This window comes from Streptococcus pseudopneumoniae (genome assembly GCF_001072665.1).
GTDB classification, from domain to species: Bacteria; Bacillota; Bacilli; order Lactobacillales; family Streptococcaceae; genus Streptococcus; species Streptococcus pseudopneumoniae_S.
Map to the genome: position 1 here is coordinate 15,683 of NZ_JVJI01000026.1, position 22,265 is coordinate 37,947.

General features: G+C 41.3%; 23 protein-coding genes, 2 pseudogenes and 2 other annotated features. Of the genes and pseudogenes, 8 read left to right on the forward strand and 17 right to left on the reverse strand.

The genetic code is table 11. The features are described 5' to 3' along the window. Nucleotides 1-512: 512 nt before the first annotated feature. Entirely contained in the window at nucleotides 513-1,991 is a 1,479-nt protein-coding gene (gene mgaSpn, locus ADH52_RS02090) for a virulence factor transcriptional regulator MgaSpn (RefSeq protein WP_049509799.1), read from the reverse strand. 373 nt (nucleotides 1,992-2,364) lie between these two features. Here mgaSpn and ADH52_RS02095 point away from each other — a divergent pair. The 5 genes and pseudogenes from ADH52_RS02095 (at nucleotide 2,365) to ADH52_RS02115 (ending at nucleotide 4,313) form a co-directional block, all read left to right on the forward strand. After that, a pseudogene (locus tag ADH52_RS02095) lies at nucleotides 2,365-2,600 on the forward strand (GlsB/YeaQ/YmgE family stress response membrane protein). A gap of 76 nt (nucleotides 2,601-2,676) precedes the next feature. Beyond that, complete coding sequence (gene amaP / locus ADH52_RS02100; RefSeq protein WP_000047596.1) at nucleotides 2,677-3,249, forward strand: alkaline shock response membrane anchor protein AmaP; 573 nt, start codon at nucleotides 2,677-2,679, stop codon at nucleotides 3,247-3,249. Between the two features lie 10 nt (nucleotides 3,250-3,259). After that, nucleotides 3,260-3,430, forward strand: a complete 171-nt coding sequence (locus ADH52_RS02105; RefSeq protein ID WP_000455064.1) for a DUF2273 domain-containing protein — start codon at nucleotides 3,260-3,262, stop codon at nucleotides 3,428-3,430. 40 nt (nucleotides 3,431-3,470) lie between these two features. Next, the gene (locus ADH52_RS02110) at nucleotides 3,471-4,079 is read left to right on the forward strand and encodes an Asp23/Gls24 family envelope stress response protein (RefSeq protein WP_049509802.1); all 609 of its coding nucleotides are present in this window, start codon (nucleotides 3,471-3,473) and stop codon (nucleotides 4,077-4,079) included. Between the two features lie 30 nt (nucleotides 4,080-4,109). Further along, nucleotides 4,110-4,313: a CsbD family protein gene (locus tag ADH52_RS02115; RefSeq protein WP_000109960.1), complete on the forward strand. Its 204-nt coding sequence runs from the start codon at nucleotides 4,110-4,112 to the stop codon at nucleotides 4,311-4,313. A gap of 109 nt (nucleotides 4,314-4,422) precedes the next feature. On the opposite strand, the pseudogene ADH52_RS02120 reads toward ADH52_RS02115, so the two are convergent. Together ADH52_RS02120 and ADH52_RS02125 are read right to left on the reverse strand one after the other, a co-directional pair. After that, nucleotides 4,423-4,695: pseudogene (locus tag ADH52_RS02120) on the reverse strand (transposase); the annotation flags it as partial. Nucleotides 4,696-4,734: 39 nt separating this feature from the next. Next, nucleotides 4,735-5,190: a GNAT family N-acetyltransferase gene (locus tag ADH52_RS02125; protein ID WP_049509809.1), complete on the reverse strand. Its 456-nt coding sequence runs from the start codon at nucleotides 5,188-5,190 to the stop codon at nucleotides 4,735-4,737. Nucleotides 5,191-5,259: 69 nt separating this feature from the next. Between ADH52_RS02125 and ADH52_RS02130 the strand changes: the two genes are divergently transcribed. Further along, nucleotides 5,260-5,919: a prepilin peptidase gene (locus ADH52_RS02130; RefSeq protein ID WP_033684826.1), complete on the forward strand. Its 660-nt coding sequence runs from the start codon at nucleotides 5,260-5,262 to the stop codon at nucleotides 5,917-5,919. On the opposite strand, the gene trpA is transcribed toward ADH52_RS02130, so the two are convergent. From trpA to ADH52_RS02205, 14 genes are all read right to left on the reverse strand, one after another. Continuing rightward, entirely contained in the window at nucleotides 5,891-6,667 is a 777-nt protein-coding gene (trpA, locus tag ADH52_RS02135) for a tryptophan synthase subunit alpha (protein ID WP_049509812.1), read from the reverse strand. The two genes, ADH52_RS02130 and trpA, sit on opposite strands and share 29 nt — an antisense overlap. After that, a complete protein-coding gene (trpB, locus tag ADH52_RS02140) occupies nucleotides 6,660-7,883 on the reverse strand; it encodes a tryptophan synthase subunit beta (RefSeq protein ID WP_049488262.1) in 1,224 nt (407 codons plus the stop codon). The genes trpA and trpB (ADH52_RS02140) overlap by 8 nt, the downstream gene beginning before the upstream one ends. Further along, on the reverse strand, nucleotides 7,861-8,460 hold the full coding sequence (locus ADH52_RS02145) for a phosphoribosylanthranilate isomerase (RefSeq protein WP_020901643.1): 600 nt from the start codon (nucleotides 8,458-8,460) through the stop codon (nucleotides 7,861-7,863). The genes trpB (ADH52_RS02140) and ADH52_RS02145 overlap by 23 nt, the downstream gene beginning before the upstream one ends. Further along, entirely contained in the window at nucleotides 8,447-9,214 is a 768-nt protein-coding gene (trpC, locus tag ADH52_RS02150) for an indole-3-glycerol phosphate synthase TrpC (protein ID WP_024057632.1), read from the reverse strand. Before trpC ends, ADH52_RS02145 begins: the two co-directional genes overlap by 14 nt. Then, entirely contained in the window at nucleotides 9,211-10,215 is a 1,005-nt protein-coding gene (gene trpD, locus ADH52_RS02155) for an anthranilate phosphoribosyltransferase (RefSeq protein WP_049509815.1), read from the reverse strand. Before trpD ends, trpC begins: the two co-directional genes overlap by 4 nt. Nucleotides 10,216-10,225: 10 nt before the next feature. Beyond that, entirely contained in the window at nucleotides 10,226-10,792 is a 567-nt protein-coding gene (locus tag ADH52_RS02160; protein ID WP_049509817.1) for an aminodeoxychorismate/anthranilate synthase component II, read from the reverse strand. After that, on the reverse strand, nucleotides 10,789-12,150 hold the full coding sequence (gene trpE, locus ADH52_RS02165) for an anthranilate synthase component I (RefSeq protein ID WP_049509819.1): 1,362 nt from the start codon (nucleotides 12,148-12,150) through the stop codon (nucleotides 10,789-10,791). The genes ADH52_RS02160 and trpE overlap by 4 nt, the downstream gene beginning before the upstream one ends. Nucleotides 12,151-12,221: 71 nt before the next feature. Next, nucleotides 12,222-12,453 (reverse strand) — a binding site (T-box leader). After that, nucleotides 12,444-13,622 (reverse strand): tryptophan synthase subunit beta, encoded by a 1,179-nt coding sequence (gene trpB, locus ADH52_RS02175; protein WP_049509823.1) that lies wholly within the window; start codon nucleotides 13,620-13,622, stop codon nucleotides 12,444-12,446. (Overlaps the previous feature by 10 nt.) A gap of 66 nt (nucleotides 13,623-13,688) precedes the next feature. Next, nucleotides 13,689-13,920, reverse strand: a binding site (T-box leader). Between the two features lie 34 nt (nucleotides 13,921-13,954). Beyond that, nucleotides 13,955-15,184 carry a DegT/DnrJ/EryC1/StrS family aminotransferase gene (locus tag ADH52_RS02180; protein WP_049509825.1) on the reverse strand — a complete coding sequence of 410 codons (1,230 nt, stop codon included), beginning with the start codon at nucleotides 15,182-15,184 and terminating at the stop codon, nucleotides 13,955-13,957. A gap of 42 nt (nucleotides 15,185-15,226) precedes the next feature. Beyond that, nucleotides 15,227-15,919 (reverse strand): sugar transferase, encoded by a 693-nt coding sequence (locus tag ADH52_RS02185; RefSeq protein WP_004262194.1) that lies wholly within the window; start codon nucleotides 15,917-15,919, stop codon nucleotides 15,227-15,229. Nucleotides 15,920-16,125: 206 nt separating this feature from the next. After that, a complete protein-coding gene (locus tag ADH52_RS02190) occupies nucleotides 16,126-17,868 on the reverse strand; it encodes an ABC transporter ATP-binding protein (protein ID WP_049509829.1) in 1,743 nt (580 codons plus the stop codon). Further along, nucleotides 17,858-19,603, reverse strand: coding sequence for an ABC transporter ATP-binding protein (locus tag ADH52_RS02195; protein WP_049509832.1), 1,746 nt, complete (start codon nucleotides 19,601-19,603; stop codon nucleotides 17,858-17,860). Before ADH52_RS02195 ends, ADH52_RS02190 begins: the two co-directional genes overlap by 11 nt. 54 nt (nucleotides 19,604-19,657) lie before the next feature. Further along, nucleotides 19,658-20,293, reverse strand: coding sequence for a DUF421 domain-containing protein (locus ADH52_RS02200; RefSeq protein WP_000174455.1), 636 nt, complete (start codon nucleotides 20,291-20,293; stop codon nucleotides 19,658-19,660). After that, nucleotides 20,290-20,745 carry a DUF3290 family protein gene (locus ADH52_RS02205; RefSeq protein WP_000675328.1) on the reverse strand — a complete coding sequence of 152 codons (456 nt, stop codon included), beginning with the start codon at nucleotides 20,743-20,745 and terminating at the stop codon, nucleotides 20,290-20,292. The genes ADH52_RS02200 and ADH52_RS02205 overlap by 4 nt, the downstream gene beginning before the upstream one ends. Nucleotides 20,746-20,878: 133 nt before the next feature. Here ADH52_RS02205 and ADH52_RS02210 point away from each other — a divergent pair, with 133 nt between their 5' ends. Together ADH52_RS02210 and ADH52_RS02215 are read left to right on the forward strand one after the other, a co-directional pair. After that, nucleotides 20,879-21,706 (forward strand): exodeoxyribonuclease III, encoded by an 828-nt coding sequence (locus ADH52_RS02210; RefSeq protein WP_049509837.1) that lies wholly within the window; start codon nucleotides 20,879-20,881, stop codon nucleotides 21,704-21,706. Nucleotides 21,707-21,717: 11 nt separating this feature from the next. Continuing rightward, nucleotides 21,718-22,104 carry a bleomycin resistance protein gene (locus ADH52_RS02215; protein WP_049509839.1) on the forward strand — a complete coding sequence of 129 codons (387 nt, stop codon included), beginning with the start codon at nucleotides 21,718-21,720 and terminating at the stop codon, nucleotides 22,102-22,104. The last annotated feature ends 161 nt before the right edge of the window (nucleotides 22,105-22,265 follow it).

Sequence of the window (22,265 nt, forward strand, 5' to 3'; positions counted from 1 at the left end):
TTAAAAAGCTTTGGAAACCAAGGCTTTTTTTTCATTAATTTGTTTTTCCATTTTATCCTCCAATTTGATCTCGCACTGACATTTATTTATAACAAAACTATATATCTAGAATAGCATAATCATTAGGTATTATAGGTTTTCAAACCAAATACGAGTCATTCGTTTTTGCCCCACTTTTGCCCCATTTTTAAATCCTGACATTGAAAACACCTAAAAGTATTTCCCTAAAATCAGCTATATTTCAACATTTTTGTTTATTTTCAATATGAAAAGTTCTTACAAATCCATGTAGGGGGCATCTACATACAACAGGAAAAGCCTTGGAATCAAGGTTTTTTTCGTATCTTCTACAAAAAAAGCAAGAGTTTTAGAGGACTATGACTCTAGATGTACATTTTACTTAAATGACTGAAGGTCTTTTCTTAATAAAAACACCCCAAAAATTAGATTTTTTCTGTCTAACTTTTGAGGTACAGTTCAAAACGCGAAATAGCATTTTTTATTTTAGGTTACTAATCTAATCGAATAAACATCATGGCATTTAACAAAGATATGAGTGAGACCGTGTTTATATTATTTGAATAGATCAGTCTCTTATTTTCAATCGGAGGAATAATAAAATTAGAAATGATGATATCATAAGGCGATTCTTCTAAAGATTCCTTTGATAATTCTAATTCAGTCCAAACTTCAAGTTCAAAATTGTTGCTGCAATAATAAGAAAGTGTCTCTGCAACGGATTTTGCATGATACTGATCAAAATTACTCATAACCAGAACCTTCAGCTTTGGCTGATTTTGTAGTAAATTAAGCACCAAATGTTTGGTATGAGTGATGAAGGTATAAGATAGATGATTTACCATCATTGAACTAGAACAAACCTCAAGAGTCTCTAAATAATGAGAAAGCTCTTTTTTTACATCTGAAACAAATTTAGGAAAAATATTTTGAAAGTTCCTGATTGTATTCCCTTTTTGATCAAATAAAATAAACTCAGTGGACAACTCTTGACGATACAGATGTGCGGTATTATGCAGATGCCAAATCAGATTATCCTTATTCTCAATCTCAATCTGATACTTGACTGAAATCTGATCAATAAAATCACTCAATAGATGGTAAGATTTTTCAACATAGCTATCCTTTTTTACGCATTTCAAAAAGAGACTTTCATCTATGAAAAACATTTTTTGAAAGTAAGACACAAATAATTGGCAAACAACTTCTTCATCTAAAGAGATATTGTATTCTGATTCAAAACTCTGAGCAACACCTTCTATTCGTTCTGCCTGCATTAAAAAATCCAAACTTTGATCGTTAAAAGAGTCTTTATCTACTTCCATGAAATGACCAAACTTTATTCTATATAGGTTCGTAACTAGGAGCAACTTTAGCATTCTATGAGTCGACAAATTCATTGGAAAGCTTGTTTCCTTATAAACCAATTCTAACAATTGAGATAGGGGCTCTGATGAAAAAGCTTCAAAAGGCCATTCTAGGAAATAATATTTTTCTGAAAAATATTGTGCAAAAAAGTAACGAATATCTCTCTCATTTCCAATGATTTGAACAGGGGTCAGACTGATTTCAAATTGAAATTGCCTTTTAATCACTTTATTGATTTGGCTAATAATACGATAGAGCGAAGATGAACTGATATAAAATTCTTTACAAATACTCTCAGCTTGACAACCTTCATTAAAGAAGATAAATTCTAAAATCGAAAAATGAGTTGAATGCTTAAAGAAATGATGATAAACCATTTCAATATCGCTATCATCGGTATTAATAATGCGTATACCATTAGTAGAAGAATGAAAAATCAAGTCAGGAAAAGCAGATTTAACATGGGATAGATCATCTTTGACTGCACGTTCTGTACAATTTAGTAACTCTGCTAGTTCAGAACGATGAAACCATCGTTTATGTTCAAATAATAATTCTAATAATTCTAATTGCCTATGACTTTTTTTAGATAATAAATCTCTCATGAATGTCTTTCTCTCTTTATAAATTATCGGATTAAACCTCTTGCAATTATACCACAAAGAATAGGTATAACATGATATAACGACTTTTCCTAAATCTTTTATTTCGTATAATAACACTACAGAGACAATATATAAACAATTTTCTTATTTTACCGTCTATTGAGGGCGTGAATACAGAATCAAATTCAAGTCGAAAGATTATATTTTTAATTTTAAAAATTATATAATAGCAACAATCAAAGAATTTAATTTTTTATATTAAAATTATATAATAATCAAAATAATTGATTATTTTATATTAAAATTATATAATAGAGATAATCAAAGGAATTGATTTATTTTTTGATATTAAAATAAAAAAGGAGGGCAAGCAATATTGTGGTCAATCATTGCTGGAGGTCTTATTGGACTTGTAGCAGGTAGAATCACTAAAAAAGGTAGTTCTATGGGAATCGTCGCAAATGTATTCGCTGGTTTAGTCGGGTCATCTGTAGGACAATCCCTTTTAGGTAGTTGGGCCCATCCATCGCTGGAATGGCTTTGATCCCATCTATTGCAGGAGCAGCAATTGTTGTTACTGTAATATCATTCTTTACAGGTAAAAAATAATTACTTGTAGAATAAACTATTTTTAAATAGATTAGACGGTTAAAAATAGTTTAATGTTAAATCGAAAGGATTGTATATGTCAAAAACAAAGAAAATATTTTTCATTATTTTCTGTATTTTAATCTTGACAATTTTCCTTCCTGTTTTGATAGATTATCATCAAGTTAGTGATCTAGGCATTCAGCTATTTAGCTGGAGACAGAATCATTTCGTTGAATTCTATCTATCTAGATATATATTCTGGGGGATAGTGGCTCTATCAACTTTAGTTTTGTTATCGATGTTAGTTGTGTTGTTTTATCCTAAACGTTATTTGGAAATTCAACTTGAAACTAAAAACGATACATTGAAATTAAAGAATTCTGCAATCGAAGGTTTTGTTAGAAGTTTGGTAAGTGATCATGGATTGATCAAGAACCCAACTGTTCATGTAAATTTACGAAAAAATAAATGTTTTGTTCATGTAGAAGGTAAAATTCTTCCTTCGGACAACATCGCTGACAGATGCCAACTAATTCAAAATGAAATAACTAATGGATTGAAGCAGTTTTTTGGTATTGAGCGTCAGGTTAAACTAGAAGTTCTAGTAAAAGACTACCAGCCTAAACCAAAACCTCAAAACAAAAAGACTGTTAGTCGTGTAAAGTAAGGAAGTAAAAATGGAATGGCTTAAACAATATCGATATCCAATTATCGCTGGTCTCATAGGCGTATTTCTCGCTTGTTTGATTATCTCCTTTGGCTTCTTCAAAACAATATTTGTATTGATTTTAGGAGCACTGGGAGTTGCAGCTGGATTATATATCGAAAAAAACTATATAGATAAATAAAAAAAAATAAAAATTACTAATTTAATTAAAGGAGTTTCATATGTCAAACGAAAAAAACATTAACACTAACGTAGAAAAGAAAGATGCTACTGCTGTAGCTCACGAAATCAAAGGGGAACTTACTTACGAAGATAAAGTTATCCAAAAAATCATTGGTCTGTCACTAGAAAACGTTTCAGGTCTTTTGGGAATCGACGGTGGTTTCTTCTCAAATCTTAAAGAAAAAATCGTTAACAGCGATGACGTAACAAGTGGTGTTAACGTAGAAGTTGGTAAAACACAAGTTGCAGTTGACTTAAACATTATTGCTGAGTACCAAAAAAATGTTCCAGCTTTATATTCAGAAATCAGAGAAATCGTATCTTCAGAAGTTGCTAAAATGACTGACTTGGAAGTTGTTGAAATCAACGTAAACGTTGTCGACATCAAAACTAAAGAACAACATGAAGCAGACTCAGTAAGCCTTCAAGATCGCGTATCTGACGTTGCTGAATCAACAGGAGAATTCGCTTCAGAACAATTCGAAAAAGCTAAATCTGGTCTTGGATCTGGTTTCTCAACTGTTCAAGAAAAAGTTAGTGAAGGTGTAGAAACTGTTAAAGGTGCAGCAACTGGTGTAGTATCTCACGAAAAAACTCGTGTAAACTAAGATAAAATAAATATAACAGGAAAAATTATCATGTCAGTAGAAGAAAAATTAAATCAAGCTAAAGGTTCTATTAAAGAAGGTGTTGGAAAAGCCATCGGTGATGAAAAAATGGAAAAAGAAGGAACAGCTGAAAAAGTTGTTTCTAAAGTAAAAGAAGTTGCTGAAGATGCCAAAGACGCTGTAGAAGGTGCTATCGAAGGTGTTAAAAACATGTTGAGTGGCGACAATAAATAAGGCTAAAAGTTACTTTATCTTTTTAGTAACATTAGTCAAAAGAGTCTGAGTCAAGATGATTCTCAGAAAACAAAAAGCTAGAGATTTCCAATTGCGGAACTCTAGCTTTTTAATTTTGCCTCTTTCTCTTATTATATTTCAGCAGGTTGTTGACCATGAGTACGAATCCCATGTCAATTCTCACTTGGCGCTTACCTCTCAGATAACATCTCTTATAACCCAAACAAACCTTTATCTGCCCAAAGACAGATTTCATATCAATCTTACGTTTAGCGAAAATTTGTCTACCCTTGGAAGATAAAAGTGCCTGATATTCTTTAGTTTTTAAACACTGGTAACGTTCATTCATATACAGTCCCTTTTGAGGGGCTGATTCAGGTTCATAATCTCAGTCAAGATTGATTTCAAGGATTTTTACTTTCTATCTACTCTTTTTCATGATGTATTTTCGTACAGGTGCTTCAACCACTTGAACGATTTCAAATCCTTCTTTTTGATAAAGGTGCTGGGCTGCTTGATTTGCCTCGTAGACATTTAGAGAAATACTATCTATGTCTCCACTTTCAAAGGCCAAACTAACAAATTTCCTTAAAGCCTGACTACCTATGCCTTGTCCCTGTTTCTGGGGATTGATAAAAAAGCGTCCAATATGAAGATTGCTGTCTTCTTGCCTGATTTTCTGGATAAGCCCCACAAACTCTTGTCCTTCAAAGATTGAAAAGATTCCTTCCAAATCTTGCAAAACTTGAATGGTCAAGGGAAAAGGAATCCTTGGTCCCATCCATTGTTCTTGAAAGGATTTGCCAAGGGAGTTGGACCATTTGCATACGAGCTGAGCGTTTTCTGTACTCACCTTTTCTTCAAAACGAATTATCATCTTTGCCTCACCATCTTATCTATGTTTCTCCATTATACTACTTCTCCCATTTTTTACGAATAGATAAGTATGATTGATTTTTATTTTTTTCTTGTCGGAAGCATTCTAGCTTCCTTTCTCGGTTTGGTCATTGACCGTTTTCCTGAGCAATCGATTATCCTACCAGCTAGTCACTGCGATTCCTGTCAGACTCCCTTGCGTCCCTTAGATTTGATTCCGATTCTCTCGCAGGTGCTCAATCGCTTTCGCTGTCGCTACTGCAAGGCTCCTTATCCTGTCTGGTATGCCCTCTTTGAACTAGGCTTAGGACTCCTCTTTCTGGCTTGGTCTTGGGAATTGCTTTCCTTGGGGCAAGTCATCCTAATCACTGCTGGTTTGACCTTGGGCATCTACGACTTTCGCCATCAGGAATATCCCCTACTGGTCTGGATGACTTTCCACCTAATCCTCATGGCTTCCTCTGGCTGGAATCTGGTCATGGTCTTTTTCCTTGCTCTTGGCTTTTTGGCTCATTTTATCGATATCCGCATGGGCGCAGGGGATTTTCTCTTTTTAGCTTCTTGTGCTCTCGTCTTTAGCGCAACAGAATTACTCATCTTGATTCAGTTTGCTTCTGCGATGGGAATTCTAGCCTTTCTCCTGCAAAAGAAAAAGGAAAGACTTCCTTTCGTGCCTTTCCTCTTACTTGCTGCTTGTGTGATTATTTTTGGTAAGCTACTGCTTGTTTGATAAAGTCCTGAATCGGCTCTCCTTGGTGGAGAGCTTTTACAATTTTCGAACCGACGATAACGCCATCTGACACCGCATTGAAACGTTCTACATCAGCTTGACTAGATACGCCAAATCCTGTCAAGACTGGGATATCGGCCATTTGATGAAGTTGTGCCAAGTGCTTGTTCAAATCTGCGCGGTAATTGCCTGATTTCCCTGTCACCCCATTGATGGCAACTGCATAGACGAATCCTTCTGCCCCTTTAATCAATTCTTTCTGGCGCTCAATCCCTGTTGTCAAACTAACTAAAGGAATCAAAGCCATGTCTGTATCTGCCAAAAATGGCTCTACAAAGTTAGCATGTTCATGAGGCAGGTCTGGAATAATCAAGCCCTTAACCGCTGTATCTGCCAAATCTTTGACAAAATTCTCCACACCGTACTGAAAGAGGGGGTTGAAGTAGGTCATGATGACCAGTGGAATCTCTGTTTGAATGGTTTTCAAGGTTTCAACCAAAGCCTGAGTAGAGGTCCCGTGGGCTAAACTGCGCAAGCCAGCTTCTTCTATAACAGGTCCATCTGCAACAGGATCTGAAAAAGGAATGCCCACTTCAATTGCAGAGACACCCAAATCTTCTAAAAAGTGGATTGTTTCAGCGAGTCCAGCCAAACCTTTCTCATGGTCTCCAGCCATGATATAAGGAACGAAAATTCCTTTTCCAGCTGCTTTAATAGCATTCAATTTTTCTGTTAGTGTCTTAGGCATGAGCTTCTCCCTTCTTTGCTGCATCTGCTTCCAAGCGGTCTTTGACTTGAACCACATCCTTGTCCCCACGACCTGATAGACAGACAATCATGGATTTGTCTGGTCCAAGTTCTTTGGCCAATTTCACCGCAAAGGCGATAGCATGACTAGATTCTAAGGCTGGGATAATTCCTTCCACACGAGACAAGAGTTGGAATCCTTCCAAGGCTTCTTCGTCAGTCACAGGAACATAGCTGGCACGTTTGATATCGTGGTAGTGAGAATGCTCTGGACCGATACCAGGATAGTCCAAACCTGCTGAGATCGAGAAGGCTTCAAGAATTTGACCATGGGCATCTTGGAGCACATCCATGAGGGAACCGTGAAGGACACCCGGACGACCCTTGGTCAAGGTAGCTGCGTGATGCTCTGTATCCACACCAAGTCCTGCTGCTTCAGCTCCATACATAGCTACTGATTCATCTTCTACAAATGGATGGAAGAGACCGATGGCATTAGAACCACCACCAACACAGGCTACTAAGGCATCTGGTAGATTTTTACCTGTCAAGTCACGGTACTGTTGTTTAGCTTCTCGACCAATAACACTTTGGAAGTCACGAACGATTTCTGGGAATGGATGAGGCCCCAAGGCAGAACCAAGGATATAGTGGGTATCATCAATATTAGCTACCCATGAACGAAGGGCTGCATTGACCGCATCCTTGAGCACGCGCGAACCGTCTGTCACTGCCTCAACCTTAGCTCCCAAAAGCTCCATACGGAACACATTGAGGGCTTGGCGTTTGACATCTTCCTCACCCATGTAGATAGTACATTCCATGTTAAAGAGGGCTGCAGCAGTTGCAGTTGCCACACCGTGCTGACCAGCACCTGTTTCAGCGATAATTTTCTTTTTACCCATGCGTTTAGCCAGAAGAACTTGTCCCAAGGCATTGTTAATCTTGTGGGCCCCTGTATGGTTAAGGTCTTCACGTTTAAGATAAATCTTGGCTCCGCCGATATGCTGGGTCAAGTTTTTTGCGTAGTAAAGAGGAGTTTCACGCCCCACATACTGGCGCAAAAGTTGGTTTAATTCCTCTTGGAAACTTGGGTCTGCCTGACTTTCACGATAGGCCTTCTCCAACTCCAAAACTGCTGTCATCAATGTTTCTGGGACAAAACGTCCACCGAATTTTCCGTAAAATCCATCTTTATTTGGTTCTTGATATGCCATTCTTTACCCTCTCTATAAATCTTCTAATCTTTTCCTGATCTTTTTGTCCATCTGTCTCCACTCCGCTCGATACATCGACTGCATAGGGAGTAAAATGTTGAATTGCTTTTACGACATTGTCTTCATTAAGCCCACCTGCGATAAAGAAAGGCTGAGTTAGTCCAATCGTATTCAGTTGACCCCAATCAAAGGTCTGGCCACTCCCAGCCACAGGGGCATCAAAGAGGAGATAATCTGCCTGAGAATTGGGTACATGACCCTCTCCATCTACCTGCACAGCCTGAATACTGGCACAAGGCAAATTCTCAAACAAATCATCTGCCACCTGACTGTGAACTTGAACCAAGTCCAAGCCAACTTTTTCAATCGCTTCTAGCAATTCTGCCCGACTTGGTGAAACAAATACGCCAACCTTCTTAACATTAGCAGGAATGGGCTTTGCCAGCTCAGTAGCCTGATCCAAGGTCACCTGTCTTTTACTAGGTGCGAAGACAAAACCGATGTAGTCTGCTCCTGCTGAAACAGCTGTTTCCACCGCTTCTTTGGTAGATAATCCGCAAATTTTAACCTTTGTCAATCTGCAACTCCTTGATTCTCTGGGCTACATCTTCTGCCTGCATAAGAGCTGTCCCTACCAAAATTCCGTTAAAGTATGGTGCTACTCGTTCCGCATCCTGCCCTGTGAAAATAGCAGATTCAGAAATGTACAAGCAATCATCTTTGAAATGTTTAGCCAAATCTACACTGGTCTGCAAGTCGACCTCAAAGGTGGTCAAGTTGCGGTTATTAACCCCAATAATCTCAGCACCAAGCCTGTGGGCCACTTCTAGTTCAGCTAGATTGTGAGTCTCCACCAAGACTTCCAGACCAAGCTCTGTCGCGTAGTCATAGAGTTCCTTGACACGTTCTTCTGACAAGGCAGCGACAATGAGTAAGATAACTGTCGCACCAGCATTGCGAGCACGGATGATTTGCTTTTCATCGATGATAAAGTCCTTGTTGAGCGTCGGAATCTCTACCTGACTGGAAATCTCCCGCAGATAATCCAAATGCCCTTTAAAGAAAACCTCATCTGTCAGAACAGAAATCATCACTGCGCCGTTTTCTTCATAAGTCTGAGCCTGTTGCACAATATCCACATCTAGATTGATATCTCCCAGACTAGGGCTAGCCTTCTTGACTTCTGCGATTACCTGTAAACGGTCTTGATGTTGTTTTAGATAGTCAGCTAAACGATAGGTCTGGCGCAGGGGCTGGATTTCCTCCAGCTCCATCTGCTCGACCTCACGCGCCTTCTGCTCCAAAATTCGTGCTAAAAATTCCTGACTCATTTTTGGTACTCCTGTAACAGTCTGAGTTTTTCAAGGGCCTTGCCACTAGCAATGACTTCGCGGGCCAAGGCAACTCCATCCTTGATGCTAGCTACCTTACCATTAGCATAGAAACCAAGACCAGCATTTAAGACTGTAGTTTCCAAGAATGGACTTGGTTCATTTTTAAGAACGCTGAGCAAAATTTCTGCATTTTCCTGAGCATTGCCACCACGGATATCTTCGATAGCGTAGCGCTCCATCCCTAAATCCTCTGGAGTAAAGCTTGACAAGGTGATTTCGCCATTTTCAAGAAGAGCTATATTGGTTGTTCCATTCAAACCAGCTTCATCCAATCCTTCTGGCCCAGCAACCACGATGGCACGTTTACGACCCATATTTTTCAAAACCTGAGCTGTACTTTCTAGAAGTTCTGGACGACTAATTCCAAGAAGCTGTGTTTCCAAGGCCATTGGGTGAATCAGGGGACCAGTCAAGTTCATAATCGTTGGAATTCCCAATTCCAAACGAGCTGGCATGATGTATTTCATAGCTGGGTGCATATTTTTGGCAAAGAGAAAGACGATGCCAGTTTTATCAAAGACCTTACCTAGTTCAGCCGGTTTGAGGTCTAGATTGATGCCCAAGGCTTCTAGGACATCTGCAGAACCAGATTTAGAAGAAATCGAGCGGTTACCATGCTTGGCCATGTGAACACCACCACCAGCCAAGACAAAGGCTGCAGTTGTGGAAATATTAAAACTGAAAGACTTGTCCCCACCTGTACCACAGTTGTCCATGGCATCATGAATTTCAGTCGGAATATGTTGAGCATGTCCTCTCATGACTTGAGCAATGGCTGTGCGTTCTTCAGGTGTTTCCCCCTTCATCTTAAGAGCCAAAAGGAGAGAAGCAATCTGCGCTTCAGTTACACGCCCAGTTACGATACGCTCAATGACATCCGTCATTTCCACACCTGATAAATTTTCAAATTTTGCTAGTTTTTCAATAATCTCTTTCATCCTAGTTTCCTCACTTTACAACCTTCTCGATAAAATTCCGAATAGAAGACAAGCCATCTGGCGTTCCAATACTCTCTGGATGGTACTGGAAGCCATAAATCGGTAGGTTTTTATGTTGAATCCCCATGATGGCTTGGTCATCAGTAGAACAAGCTGTCACTTCAAATTCTTCTGGCATTTCCTCAATCAAAATACTGTGATAACGCATGACCGCACGGCCGTCCTCAATGCCTTGATACAAAACAGATGGCGCTTCAAAGCTGATATTGCTCTGTTTCCCATGCATGACTTTTGGAGCCAAACCTAGCTTCCCGCCAAAGACTTCTGCAATGGCTTGGTGACCCAAACAAATCCCTAGAATTGGCTTCTTGCCTGCAAAGTCACGAATCATATCTTCCATCTTTCCAGCATCAACTGGCCAACCAGGACCAGGAGAAAAGACCAGACCATCTGCTTTTTCAGCTTCTTCATACAGCTTGGAATCATCATTTCTCAAGACCTGCACTTCTGCGAAATTCCCAATGTATTGCGCCAAGTTATAGGTAAAAGAATCATAGTTATCAATCAATAAAATCATGGTCTTAGTTCTCCAATTCTAGTCATAGATTTTGCCTTGTTAATGGTTTCTTGGTATTCGTTTTGGGCGATAGAGTCGTAGACAATCCCTGCCCCAGCCTGCACATAGGCTGTTTGATTTTTTAGAATCATGGTTCGGATGGCAATGGCGAAATCCATATCACCCGTCGCAGACAAGTAGCCGATTGCTCCTGCGTATACGCCCCGTTTTTCCGTTTCCAATTCATAGATACGTCTCATAGCTCGAATTTTGGGTGCTCCTGACACTGTTCCAGCAGGAAGTGTTGATTTCAAGGCATCCATGGCAGTGAGTTCTGGAAGCAAACGCCCTTTCACCACGCTAGTCAAATGCATGACATAGCGGAAGAGCTCCACTTCCATATACTTGGTGACTTGGACACTTGCCGTTTCAGAGATGCGACCGATATCATTGCGTCCCAAATCTACTAACATCCGATGTTCTGCTGTTTCCTTCTCATCAGAAAGTAAATCTGTCGCCAAAGCCTTGTCTTCTTCATCCGTAGCCCCTCTTGGTCTCGTTCCCGCAATTGGATTAGTTGTCACGATGCCATTTTTAACTGAAACTAAACTTTCTGGACTGGCACCGATGATTTGATAATCCCCAAAATCATAGAAATAGAGGTAATTGGATGGATTGGTCACGCGGAGATTTCTGTAGAAGTCAAATGGATTTCCAGTAACTTCTGCTGAGAAGCGCTGACTGAGTACACATTGGAACATATCGCCATTACGAATCAAGTCACGAGCTGTTTCCACCATTTCCTCAAATTTCTGAGGAGCGATATGCGGTTTGAAGTCCAGTGGAGATAGATCCAAGTCTTCAAATTCATTTGGAGCAGGAATGCGTAATTCCTCAAGCACTTGGTTCAAGGCTTCTTCCAAGTCTTCTTGGCTACGCTCACTATAAAGAGCATCCTCGATGACATGGATTTTTTCCTTCTTGTGGTCAAAGACCATGTAACTCTCATAGACGAAGAAATGCATGTCTGGCGTTCCAATTGTATCTTCAGGAATTTGACCAATTTCTTCATAAAGCGAAATCATATCGTAACCAACAAAACCAATGGCTCCCCCACCAAAAGGTAGGTCTGAATGGTGCTGGCTCTTATGAGTCACTTCATAAAGGAAATCCAAGGGATCCCGATCAATCACTTGACCATTTTGATAGAGAACTCCATTTTCAAACTTAATCTCAAAAACTGGATTATAGGCTAAGATAGAAAAACGAGCGGTTTCCTTGTCTCTCGGAATACTCTCTAAGATAACCTTGTGTTGCCCCTTTAGGCGCATATAAGCCAAGATTGGTGATAAGACATCTCCATGAATGATTCGTTCCATTGTAATTTCCCTTTCAGTTCTACTTCTAGTCCGTGGCGACTGTATGAAAAATCCCCACGCAAAATAACTTGCGTGAGGACGAAATTCGCGGTGCCACCTCAATTATAGGATTTCTCCTATCTCTCATTCCTGTCTCAGATACCTCCTGTAACAGGCTGTGCGATAAAGGGCACTCCCTTGAGAATTATGTTTTCTTCTCTCGTTTCAGATGGACCCAACTTTACAGCTTTCTCTGCTTGTTTCCAGCAACCACAAGCTCTCTGTGAGAGAAAAGACTGTAATTTTTCCATCTATTACTTTTTAGCTTCTAGGTAGTCTGCAATCGCAGCTACGTCCTTGTCTCCACGACCAGAGACATTGATAATGATAATGTCGTCTTTGCTTAGTTTCGGTGCACGTTTAACTGCTTCTGCGATAGCGTGTGAGCTTTCAATCGCTGGGATAATCCCTTCAGTCTTGCTGAGAAGGAGGAGAGCCTGAACAGCTTCTTCATCAGTCGCTGCAACATATTCCACGCGACCTGAATCTTTGAAGTAGGCGTGTTCTGGGCCAACCCCTGGATAGTCCAATCCAGCTGAGATAGAGTAAACTGGAGCTAGCTCTCCGTCTTCCTTAAAGACTGCATAGGTCTTCATACCGTCAACAATTCCGATACTACCTTTTGTCATAGTAGCTGCGTGCTTGTCTGTATCAAGTCCGTGACCAGCAGCTTCAACCCCAACCAATTTGACTTCTTCATCAGTCACATACTGAGAAAAAGCTCCGATGGCATTGGAACCACCACCTACACAGGCAATAACGTAGTCTGGTAAACGGCCTTCTTTTTCTAAGATTTGACGGCGAGATTCTTCACTGATGACCTTTTGGAACTCATGAACAATGGTAGGATAAGGATGAGGGCCTACAGCAGATCCCAGAACATAGAAGGCTTCAAGGTCATTCATCCATGCTCCAAAGGCTGCATCAACAGCATCTTTGAGGGTACGAGTCCCTGTTTCAACTGCGTGAACAGTTGCTCCCATCATCTCCATACGGAAAACATTGAGACGTTGGCGTTCCACATCTTCTGCCCCCATGTAGACATCACAAGCCATACCAAACTTGGCTGCAGCTGCAGCCGTCGCAACCCCGTGCTGACCAGCTCCAGTTTCCGCAATCACTCGTTTTTTGCCCATGCGTTTAGCCAAAAGAATTTGTCCTAAAACGTTGTTGAGCTTGTGAGAACCAAGGTGGTTAAGGTCTTCACGTTTGAGATAAATCTTAGCTCCACCTAGGTGCTCTGTAAAACTTTCCGCAAAATAGAGCGGTGTTTCGCGACCGGAATAGTCCTTTAAATAATGGCGAAATTCTGCCAAAAATTCTGGATCATCCTTGTACTTGTCAAATGTCACTTCCAACTCATCCAACAAAGCCTGAATCGGCTCCGGTACAAAACTACCACCAAATTGTCCAAAATAACCTTTAGTTGTCATAAAATTTTCCTCTTTCTGTATTAGTTCCAAGATATGAAAAAAGCCCACACACAGAATATACTTCCGTGTGAGGGCGTTGGTAACGCGGTGCCACCTCAATTATAAAGGGACTATTCCCCTTTACATCTCTACCTTGTCTAACAACAAGTTGCACTGTAAGGTGTGCGAACCGAATTTTCATTGTTTCAAATTCATTTTTAAAATCAGCCCACTTTCACTACTTCCAACCACCTGTTCACAATCACCACAGGCTCCCTGAAGATCAAAAATAGTTACTTTTCTGATTTATTGAACTTATTTTAATACTTTGTTTTTTCTTTGTCAAGACTTTTTTACAATTTTTTTGATGAAGTTAGCACTTTTTCAGAAACTGTTTTGAAAGTCTCAATGATATAGTCCACTTCTTCATCGCTTAATTTAGTGTGAAGAGGGAGCGTAATTTCATTTTTAAAGAAGGCATAAGCCTTAGGATAGTTCGTCATATCAAAGCCAAGATTCTTATAGGCTGTCAAGAGCGGAAGCGGTTTGTAGTGGACATTGCTTGCAATTCCTGCTTTTGCTAATTCTTGGATGATAAGATTGCGTTCTTCTAAACTCGCTCCTTCTACATGGGTGATGTAGAGGTGGCGTGAAGATTCGACAGTTTCAGTCTTGTGTGCCAAAGGATGGATGCGAGAACCTGCAAAACCACGATCATAGCGGTCCACGATGTCCTTACGACGTTCTAGCAAACCAGAGTAACGGCCCAATTGTACCAAACCAAGGGAAGCCATGATATCGGTCATATTGCACTTGTAGGCTGGTGTAACGATATCGTATTCCCATGACCCCAGTTGCATCTTTGCAAGAGCATCCTTAGTTTGCCCGTGAAGGGAAAGGATTTGGAATTCCTTGTACATCTCTTCGTCGTCAATCGCTGGATTAGCTTTCCAAGTGGCACTTCCTCCCTCCGCAGTTGTAAAGTTCTTAACCGCATGGAATGAGAAGGAAGTAAAGTCAGCGATAGAACCAGCTGGTTGTCCTTTATAAGTAGATCCCAAAGCATGAGCACTATCAGAAACTATCACGATACGGTTAAAGACTTTTTGCCACTTGCTTGAAGCGATAAAGAGGTCACGTTTCTTCTCCACAACTTGGAACAAACGGTCATAGTCACAAACGATCCCTGCAAGCTCTACTGGAATGATCACTTTAGTCTTTTCAGTGATGGCTTGCTCCAATAGGTCATAGTCCATCTCAAACGTATCTGCTTGAATATCTACCATGACAGGGGTCGCTCCTACGTGCGTGATGACACTACATGAAGCTGTATAGGTCATGGCTGGAACGATAACTTCATCACCAGGCCCCACTTCCAAGACGCGCAAAATCAACTCAAGCGCGGCAGTCGCAGAGTTAAGACAGACAGTCTTGGGCGTCTGTGTGTATTGAGACAAGCGACGCTCCAGTTCTTTTGTCTTAGGACCTGTTGTAATCCAACCAGAACGCAGGGTATCCGCTACTTCAGCAATTTCTGCTTCCGTAATATCGGGTGGTGAAAATGGAATATTGTAATTTGGCATTGATTTGCTCCTTTTATCTGTACTCATTTTCTCATGACTACTTTATTTTAGCACTTCAAACACGGTTTGAAACATGATTTTGATGTCTCCAAGGAAACTAAACTCTCGGAGATAGTCGAGGTTATAGCGCATCTTTTCAGGAAGAACATTCTCCACATAGGCCTGGTCAACCGACAAACCTTTCTCCGTCATTTGACTAATAATGGTGTCCTCATCCTTGTAGTTGATGCTGGCTGGAGAGGTAATCCCTGCTGGCAAAAGCAAGGTTGCCATCATTTCAGGGCTATACTGCTCTGTGTAACGTGGCACTTCAGGACGTGTCCCAACAAAGGACATCTCACCTTTAAGGACATTGACCAGCTGAGGCAGTTCATCCAAACGCACACGGCGGATGAAATTGCCAACCTTGGTAATGCGGCTATCGTTAGCAGAAGTCACCAGACTCCCTTTTTTATCCGCATCCGTCACCATGGTACGGAACTTCCAAATCTTGAAAGGTCGATTGTACTGGGTCACGCGCTCTTGCTTGTAAATCACTGGCCCCTTGCTATCCAACTTGATCCAAATGCTCAAGATGAGAAAGATAGGAGAGGTTAGAATCAGTAAGACCAAGGCTAGAACCCAGTCCAAGCAACGCTTAAAAATCAGCGAACCTTTCCTTTTAGAGACAAGCTGGTAGTAAGACTCAACCTCGCTTGATTTCATTTCCACGGGCAAGTCTTCCCATTTCAGCATGCTGTTTCTCCTTTGTTTTTATTATACTATTTGTCAACATTTTTCATTATACCACAAAATGGAAAAGGCGGTGAAAGAAATCTGTAATTTGAAGGATTTCATTCTTACACTCAATGAAAATCAAAGAGCTAGCCGCAGGCTGATCAATGTACAGCTTTGAGATTGCAGATAAAGCTGACATGGCTTGAATAGATTTTCAAAGAGTATTAGGACATGACCCCGGCCTGCAAGCTATACATCTTGTGATAGGTTCCTCCCAGAGCCAAGAGTTCCTCGTGGGTTCCACTCTCAATAATGCGCCCCTTATCCAAAACATAGATACAGTTGGCGTCTTGGATTGTAGAAAGACGGTGAGCGATGGCAATAGTTGTCCGTCCCTGTCTCATCTTAGCTAGTGAAGCTTGAACCAGACTTTCTGTTTCAGAGTCAATATTGGCTGTTGCTTCATCCAAAATCAGGATTTTAGGCTGACTGGCTACTGTTCTAGCAAAGGCTAGAAGCTGGCGCTGACCAGTAGAGAAGCTCGAACCACGCTCAGACACAGGAGCATCATAACCCTGCGTAAGATCTTTAATGAAGGAATCTGCATCCACGAAACTAGCTGCAGCCTGTACCTGCTCATCACTGATTTCTTGATACATGGCGATATTGGACTTAATGGTCCCATGATAGAGGAAGGGATCCTGCAAGACCAGACCGATATTTTTTCTCAACTCTTCCTGACTGTAGTTCCTGATATCCACATCATCCAAGAGAACTCGCCCTGACTGGAATTCATAAAAACGCATGAGAACATTGATAATAGACGATTTCCCAGAACCTGTATGGCCTACAAATGCAATGGTTTCACCCTTGTTAACCGAAAAGGAAATATCATCCAGAATCTGATGTTTACCGTCATACGAGAAACATACATGTTCAAAACGAATATTGCCTTCTTTGACTTTAGCCTGTCCATCTTCTTGAAGGGGCTCATAGGTCCTCTCATCAATCAAAGCAAAAACACGACCTGCAGAAACCATAGAAGTTTGAAGAGTTGAAAAGTTTTGCGTCACTTCAATCAAGGGGTCAAAGAGACGATTGATGTACTGGATAAAGGCATACATAGTCCCGGCAGTTATTCCCAGATAAAGTCCACGATAGCCAAAATAGGCCATTAAAACTGCATACCCTAGGAGTTTCAGCAAACTCATGGCAGGGCGCAAAAAGAGGGCATCCAAGGCTACAGAACGGTTGGCATAGACCAAGTGTTCTTGGTTGATTTCATCAAACTCTGACTGTAGGCGCTTCTCTTGATTAAAGGCCTGGATTATTCTGATTCCCTCGATACTTTCTGCTAGCTTGCTATTGATATCTGACAAGAGACTTCTGGTTTTCTCAATGATTTTCACTGATTTTTTCCGATAGAGATTGACCAAAAGGAAAATCAAGGGGAGAAAGAGCAAGACTAAAGCAGTCAAACGAAAATCCAAAACCAACATGGTATAAAGGGTTGTCAGAAAGATGAAAACTGCTGAGATAAAGCTGGATAAAATCCCAGAAAACATATCACTGATGGTTTCGGTATCATTTGTCAAGCGAGAGACGATGGAGCCTGCTGGCGTCTTATCAAAGTAAGACATACCCAGCTTTTCCATATTGGCAAAGGCATCCCGACGAATATCCCTAACAATGCTGTAAGATACCCGAGCAAAGAGAAGATTGCCGACATACTGGACCAGAGTTTGTAGGATATAAAGACCATAGTAGGCCAGCAAAACGGTCACAGCGAGTTGGTTGAGATTGCTGAGATACTGGTCGATAAAGTGGGAAGCCACAAGGGGAATGACACTTTTGATGACCGTCGTCGCTAGTAGAAAACTGAGTGCCAAAAAAGTCAGGAGTCCATAAGGCTTGAGATAGGACATCAAGCGCTTCAATACAGCCCATTGTTCTTTCTTATTCTGCATCTTCTTCTCCTTTCATTTCCAGCTGCTGAGATTGGTAGGTTTGGGCATACCAGCCATCCATGGCTAGCAAGTCTTCGTGCCTGCCTCGTTCGATGATTTGGCCATTTTGCAGGACTAAAATCAAATCTGCATGGACAACTGCACTGAGGCGATGGGCCGTGATGATGGTTGTCTTGTCATTGCGCGTTTCCTTAAGATTGTCAATAATAGCATACTCTGTCTTGGCATCCACGGCGGACAAGGAGTCATCTAAAATCAAGATATCAGGGTCTAAAATCATCGCCCGACTCATAGCCAGACGTTGCTTTTGACCACCAGAAAGACTGACCCCTTTTTCACCGATGAGGGTATCAAATCCTTGGGGCATGGCTACAATATCTTGATAAACTTGGGCTAGCTTCGTCGCTTCCTCGACCGCTGAAAGTGGTAAATCAGGATTCCCAAAGCGTATATTGTCTAAGATTGAAGTCGCAAAGAGAAACTGGTCCTGAGGAACATAGCCCATAAGACTGCGAAGATCTGTCAGACGATAGTCACGAATATCGTGGCCATTCAGATAAATGGCTCCCTTATCCACATCGTACTCACGCAAGAGGATCTTGATCAAGGACGTTTTTCCAGAGCCTGTCTGCCCGACTAAGCCCAGTGTTTGCCCTTTTCCCAAACTAAAGTGAACATTTGTCAGTGTTTCCTCATTTTCAAAGGCAAAGCTATCAATATCGTACTCTAAGCGTCCATTTTCAATACCATCTAAAGGAAACTCAGGGTCTTGTACAGGTGATTCCTGAAACAAGAGTTCCTCAATCCGCTGGTAAGAAACCTTCCCTCGCTGGGTAATATTAAAGAGGAAGCCGATGGCCATAAGAGGCCAAACCAGCATATCCAAGTAGCTGATAAAGGTGACCAGATTCCCAACTGTAATCTGCCCTTCCTGAACCATCAAGGAGCCGACCAAGAGGGTTAAAACATAGGAGGAACCAACAAACAAGAGAACCATAGGGTCAAAGAGACTATCGTATTTCATGGTTTGCAGGTTCTTCTGGAAGGTCAATTCATTGACTGCCTGAAAGGACTTCAACTCGTCCGCCTGGTAACCGAAAGACTTGGTCACTTTAATACCTGATACAGACTCCTGTACCTTGTTATTAAGTTCGGAAAAGGCAGCTTGGGATTCGCCAAAGGCCTTGTGGGTCTTTCTCCCTAGACGACTGGTCGCATAAGCCATGAAAGGCAGGGGAAGAATGGCAACCAAGGTCATCTGCCATGAAATGCTAAAGAGCATGGTCAACAAGGTCACTAAAGCTGTGATTGAGGCATCAACCGCTGACATAACCCCTCCCCCTGCCAGACGCGTTAAGGCATTGATATCGTTGGTTGCGTGTGCCATCAGGTCCCCCGTCCTATAGGTTTGATAAAAGGCTGGAGACATTTTTGTGAAATGCTCAAATAAGCGAGAGCGCATAATCTGTCCCAAACGGTAGGAAGTACCGAGGATATACATACGCCAAACATAGCGCAGATAGTACATCCCAAAGGCTGCAAGAAGCAAGTAAAATAGGGCAAGAAGGAGGTCCTGCTGGGTTAATTGCCCCGATGTGATGGCATCAATGACCCTCCCCATAACCATTGGGGGAATGAGGTTGAGGACGGAAACCAAGACCAGAGCCACAATCCCGACTAAATAACGGCGTTTTTCTAACTTGAAAAACCACCAAAGTTTTTGAATAATGGACATAACATCCCTTTCTGATTGCAAATAGAAACCTGAGGCCAAGACCCCAGGTTTTTCTTATTCATAGGTTACGACTGTGACCGCACCCTTGTCATACTCAGCGATAAAGATATTGGCTACATTGTCATGCCCTTGCTTGCTGAGGTTATCAAGCAGCCATTCTTCGTTACGACCAATCGACTCCAAAACATCGACTTGTATCACACCGTCAGTCACAACTGGATACTTAGGATTTTCATCCCCCATTTGGACCACGATGAGTTGGCCATTTTGCTCCTGCACAGCTCGTTTGACTTGCTTCATCTGGAAAATTCCTTGGCTACGAAGTTTGAGGGCTACATCCGATGCAGACAAGCCAACTGAACGACAGGCTTCTGGGTCAATCTGCCCATTTTTGATAAGGAGAGTTGGTTTTCCATCAATCAAGCGTTTGACAAAACGAACATTGTTATTGAGCCACTTGAGGGTCAAGACCAAAATCGTCCACATCATCAAAATCACTGCATACTGGAGAATGCTGATAGAACTATTGTAAATCACCCCACCGATGATACCACCGAGAACATAGTTCTGAATTTGGTCTGTCGCAGAGTTAGGTGCTAGGTTCCCCTTTCCTGTCACATTGATAACAAAAACAAGCGAGAAAAGTCCCAAGGCCAGTTTGATTAAAATTTCCATGTAGTTGAGTGTCATTTGTTTACCTCCACCAATTCAATAGCGTCTGTTTGATGCAATTCTAATTTCTCTAAAAGATACTTGTCTGGTTGGCTCCCGTTCATGGCACGATAGAAATTTGAACCTACCTTGATAAGTGCTCCATCAGTGGCAGCTGAAGTATTGACATAAACTTCTGATTTATCCACTCCCAAGTCTTTAGAAATGACCTCTATGAAATGAAGGGAAGTTTGAAATTGATTGTTAGAGGCTTGATTGGTCTGGTATTTTGAGATTGTTACCAAAAGCATGGCTACCAAAGTCAAGGCCAAAATCATGACCAATTCACGAAACTTAGTTCCCTTTTTATCACGATAAGCCTTAAAAGCAAAAAATCCTGTGATAGCTAGGAGCACAATCCCAAAGCCAATCATGATGCCATTTTGCTGACTGATTTGGCTAAGTACATAGTCATATGAGTAAAATTTCATTTATTTTCACTCCCTTTCATAAAATCATTCTTCATTATAAACGAAAGAGAGTGATTTTTCAAGCCATACGTTGGGGAAATAGACCTTTTTTTGGTATAATAAAATCTATAATCTGAATGAAAAAGGTAACTTTATGAAACTTATCTCATGGAATATTGATTCCCTCAATGCAGCCCTAACTAGTGACTCAGCTCGTGCCAAATTGTCCCAAGAAGTCCTACAAACCTTGGTCGCTGAAAATGCTGATATCATTGCTATCCAAGAAACCAAGCTTTCTGCCAAAGGCCCTACAAAGAAACACTTGGAAATTTTAGAAGAACTCTTCCCAGGCTACGAAAACACGTGGCGCTCTTCCCAAGAACCTGCCCGTAAAGGCTATGCTGGAACCATGTTCCTTTATAAGAAAGAACTTACACCTACTGTCACTTTCCCAGAAATCGGTGCCCCTTCTACCATGGACTTGGAAGGTCGTATCATCACTCTAGAATTTGATAAATTTTTCGTGACCCAAGTTTACACTCCAAACGCTGGAGACGGCCTCAAACGCTTGGAAGAACGTCAAGTATGGGATGTCAAATATGCTGAGTATTTGGCTCAACTAGACAAAGAAAAACCAGTCCTTGCAACCGGTGACTACAATGTGGCCCACAATGAGATTGACCTTGCAAATCCTGCTAGCAACCGCCGTTCACCAGGATTTACCGACGAGGAGCGTGCTGGATTTACTAACCTTTTAGCAACTGGATTTACTGATACCTTCCGCCACATTCACGGCGATGTTCCAGAACGCTACACTTGGTGGGCACAGCGCAGCAAGACTTCTAAAATCAATAATACTGGCTGGAGAATTGACTACTGGCTCACAAGTAACCGCATCGCTAACAAGGTGACTAAGTCTGATATGATCGACTCGGGAGCTCGCCAAGACCATACACCTATTGTCATGGAGATTGAACTCTAAGGAGAAAACGAATGGACTATCAAGCTGTCATTCCTGAATTTGTAGTATCTGACATCGAAAAATCACGCCACTTCTACTGCAACCTGCTAGGATTCTCTGTCGAATACGAGCGTCCAGAGGAGAAATTTCTCTTCCTCTCACTTGAAGACTGCCAACTTATGCTAGAAGAAGGCAGCACAGAAGAATTAGCCCAACTAACCTATCCTTTCGGGCGCGGTGTCAATATTTCCTTTGGTATTGAAGATGTCCCTCAACTCCACCAAAAACTGCTAGAAGCTGACTATCCTATCCATCGTCCCTTAACCAAAAGAAAGTTTCGTGTTGGAGATTACTATATCTATCCTCATGAGTTTGCAGTTTTGGATCCAGATGGCTATTTTTTAAGATTTAGCGAGTAGAATAATAAAGATTTGGAAAAAGTCTTTAAAGTTAAAAAGGCATATTGTCAAGTCTTGAAAAATCTTGATAATATGTCTTTTATGATGAAAAAATCTTCTAATACTCTTCGAAAATCAAATTCAAACCACGTCAGCGTCGCCTTACCGTACTCAAGTACAGC

Excerpts from the sequence above, each read along its gene's own strand:
- mgaSpn (WP_049509799.1), bottom strand. The coding sequence starts at position 1,991 with ATGAGAGATTTATTATCTAAAAAAAGTCATAGGCAATTAGAATTATTA.
- amaP (WP_000047596.1), top strand. The coding sequence starts at position 2,677 with ATGTCAAAAACAAAGAAAATATTTTTCATTATTTTCTGTATTTTAATC.
- ADH52_RS02105 (WP_000455064.1), top strand. The coding sequence starts at position 3,260 with ATGGAATGGCTTAAACAATATCGATATCCAATTATCGCTGGTCTCATA.
- ADH52_RS02110 (WP_049509802.1), top strand. The coding sequence starts at position 3,471 with ATGTCAAACGAAAAAAACATTAACACTAACGTAGAAAAGAAAGATGCT.
- ADH52_RS02115 (WP_000109960.1), top strand. The coding sequence starts at position 4,110 with ATGTCAGTAGAAGAAAAATTAAATCAAGCTAAAGGTTCTATTAAAGAA.
- ADH52_RS02125 (WP_049509809.1), bottom strand. The coding sequence starts at position 5,190 with ATGATAATTCGTTTTGAAGAAAAGGTGAGTACAGAAAACGCTCAGCTC.
- ADH52_RS02130 (WP_033684826.1), top strand. The coding sequence starts at position 5,260 with ATGATTGATTTTTATTTTTTTCTTGTCGGAAGCATTCTAGCTTCCTTT.
- trpA (WP_049509812.1), bottom strand. The coding sequence starts at position 6,667 with ATGCCTAAGACACTAACAGAAAAATTGAATGCTATTAAAGCAGCTGGA.
- trpB (WP_049488262.1), bottom strand. The coding sequence starts at position 7,883 with ATGGCATATCAAGAACCAAATAAAGATGGATTTTACGGAAAATTCGGT.
- trpC (WP_024057632.1), bottom strand. The coding sequence starts at position 9,214 with ATGAGTCAGGAATTTTTAGCACGAATTTTGGAGCAGAAGGCGCGTGAG.
- trpD (WP_049509815.1), bottom strand. The coding sequence starts at position 10,215 with ATGAAAGAGATTATTGAAAAACTAGCAAAATTTGAAAATTTATCAGGT.
- ADH52_RS02160 (WP_049509817.1), bottom strand. The coding sequence starts at position 10,792 with ATGATTTTATTGATTGATAACTATGATTCTTTTACCTATAACTTGGCG.
- trpE (WP_049509819.1), bottom strand. The coding sequence starts at position 12,150 with ATGGAACGAATCATTCATGGAGATGTCTTATCACCAATCTTGGCTTAT.
- trpB (WP_049509823.1), bottom strand. The coding sequence starts at position 13,622 with ATGACAACTAAAGGTTATTTTGGACAATTTGGTGGTAGTTTTGTACCG.
- ADH52_RS02180 (WP_049509825.1), bottom strand. The coding sequence starts at position 15,184 with ATGCCAAATTACAATATTCCATTTTCACCACCCGATATTACGGAAGCA.
- ADH52_RS02185 (WP_004262194.1), bottom strand. The coding sequence starts at position 15,919 with ATGCTGAAATGGGAAGACTTGCCCGTGGAAATGAAATCAAGCGAGGTT.
- ADH52_RS02190 (WP_049509829.1), bottom strand. The coding sequence starts at position 17,868 with ATGCAGAATAAGAAAGAACAATGGGCTGTATTGAAGCGCTTGATGTCC.
- ADH52_RS02195 (WP_049509832.1), bottom strand. The coding sequence starts at position 19,603 with ATGTCCATTATTCAAAAACTTTGGTGGTTTTTCAAGTTAGAAAAACGC.
- ADH52_RS02200 (WP_000174455.1), bottom strand. The coding sequence starts at position 20,293 with ATGACACTCAACTACATGGAAATTTTAATCAAACTGGCCTTGGGACTT.
- ADH52_RS02205 (WP_000675328.1), bottom strand. The coding sequence starts at position 20,745 with ATGAAATTTTACTCATATGACTATGTACTTAGCCAAATCAGTCAGCAA.
- ADH52_RS02210 (WP_049509837.1), top strand. The coding sequence starts at position 20,879 with ATGAAACTTATCTCATGGAATATTGATTCCCTCAATGCAGCCCTAACT.
- ADH52_RS02215 (WP_049509839.1), top strand. The coding sequence starts at position 21,718 with ATGGACTATCAAGCTGTCATTCCTGAATTTGTAGTATCTGACATCGAA.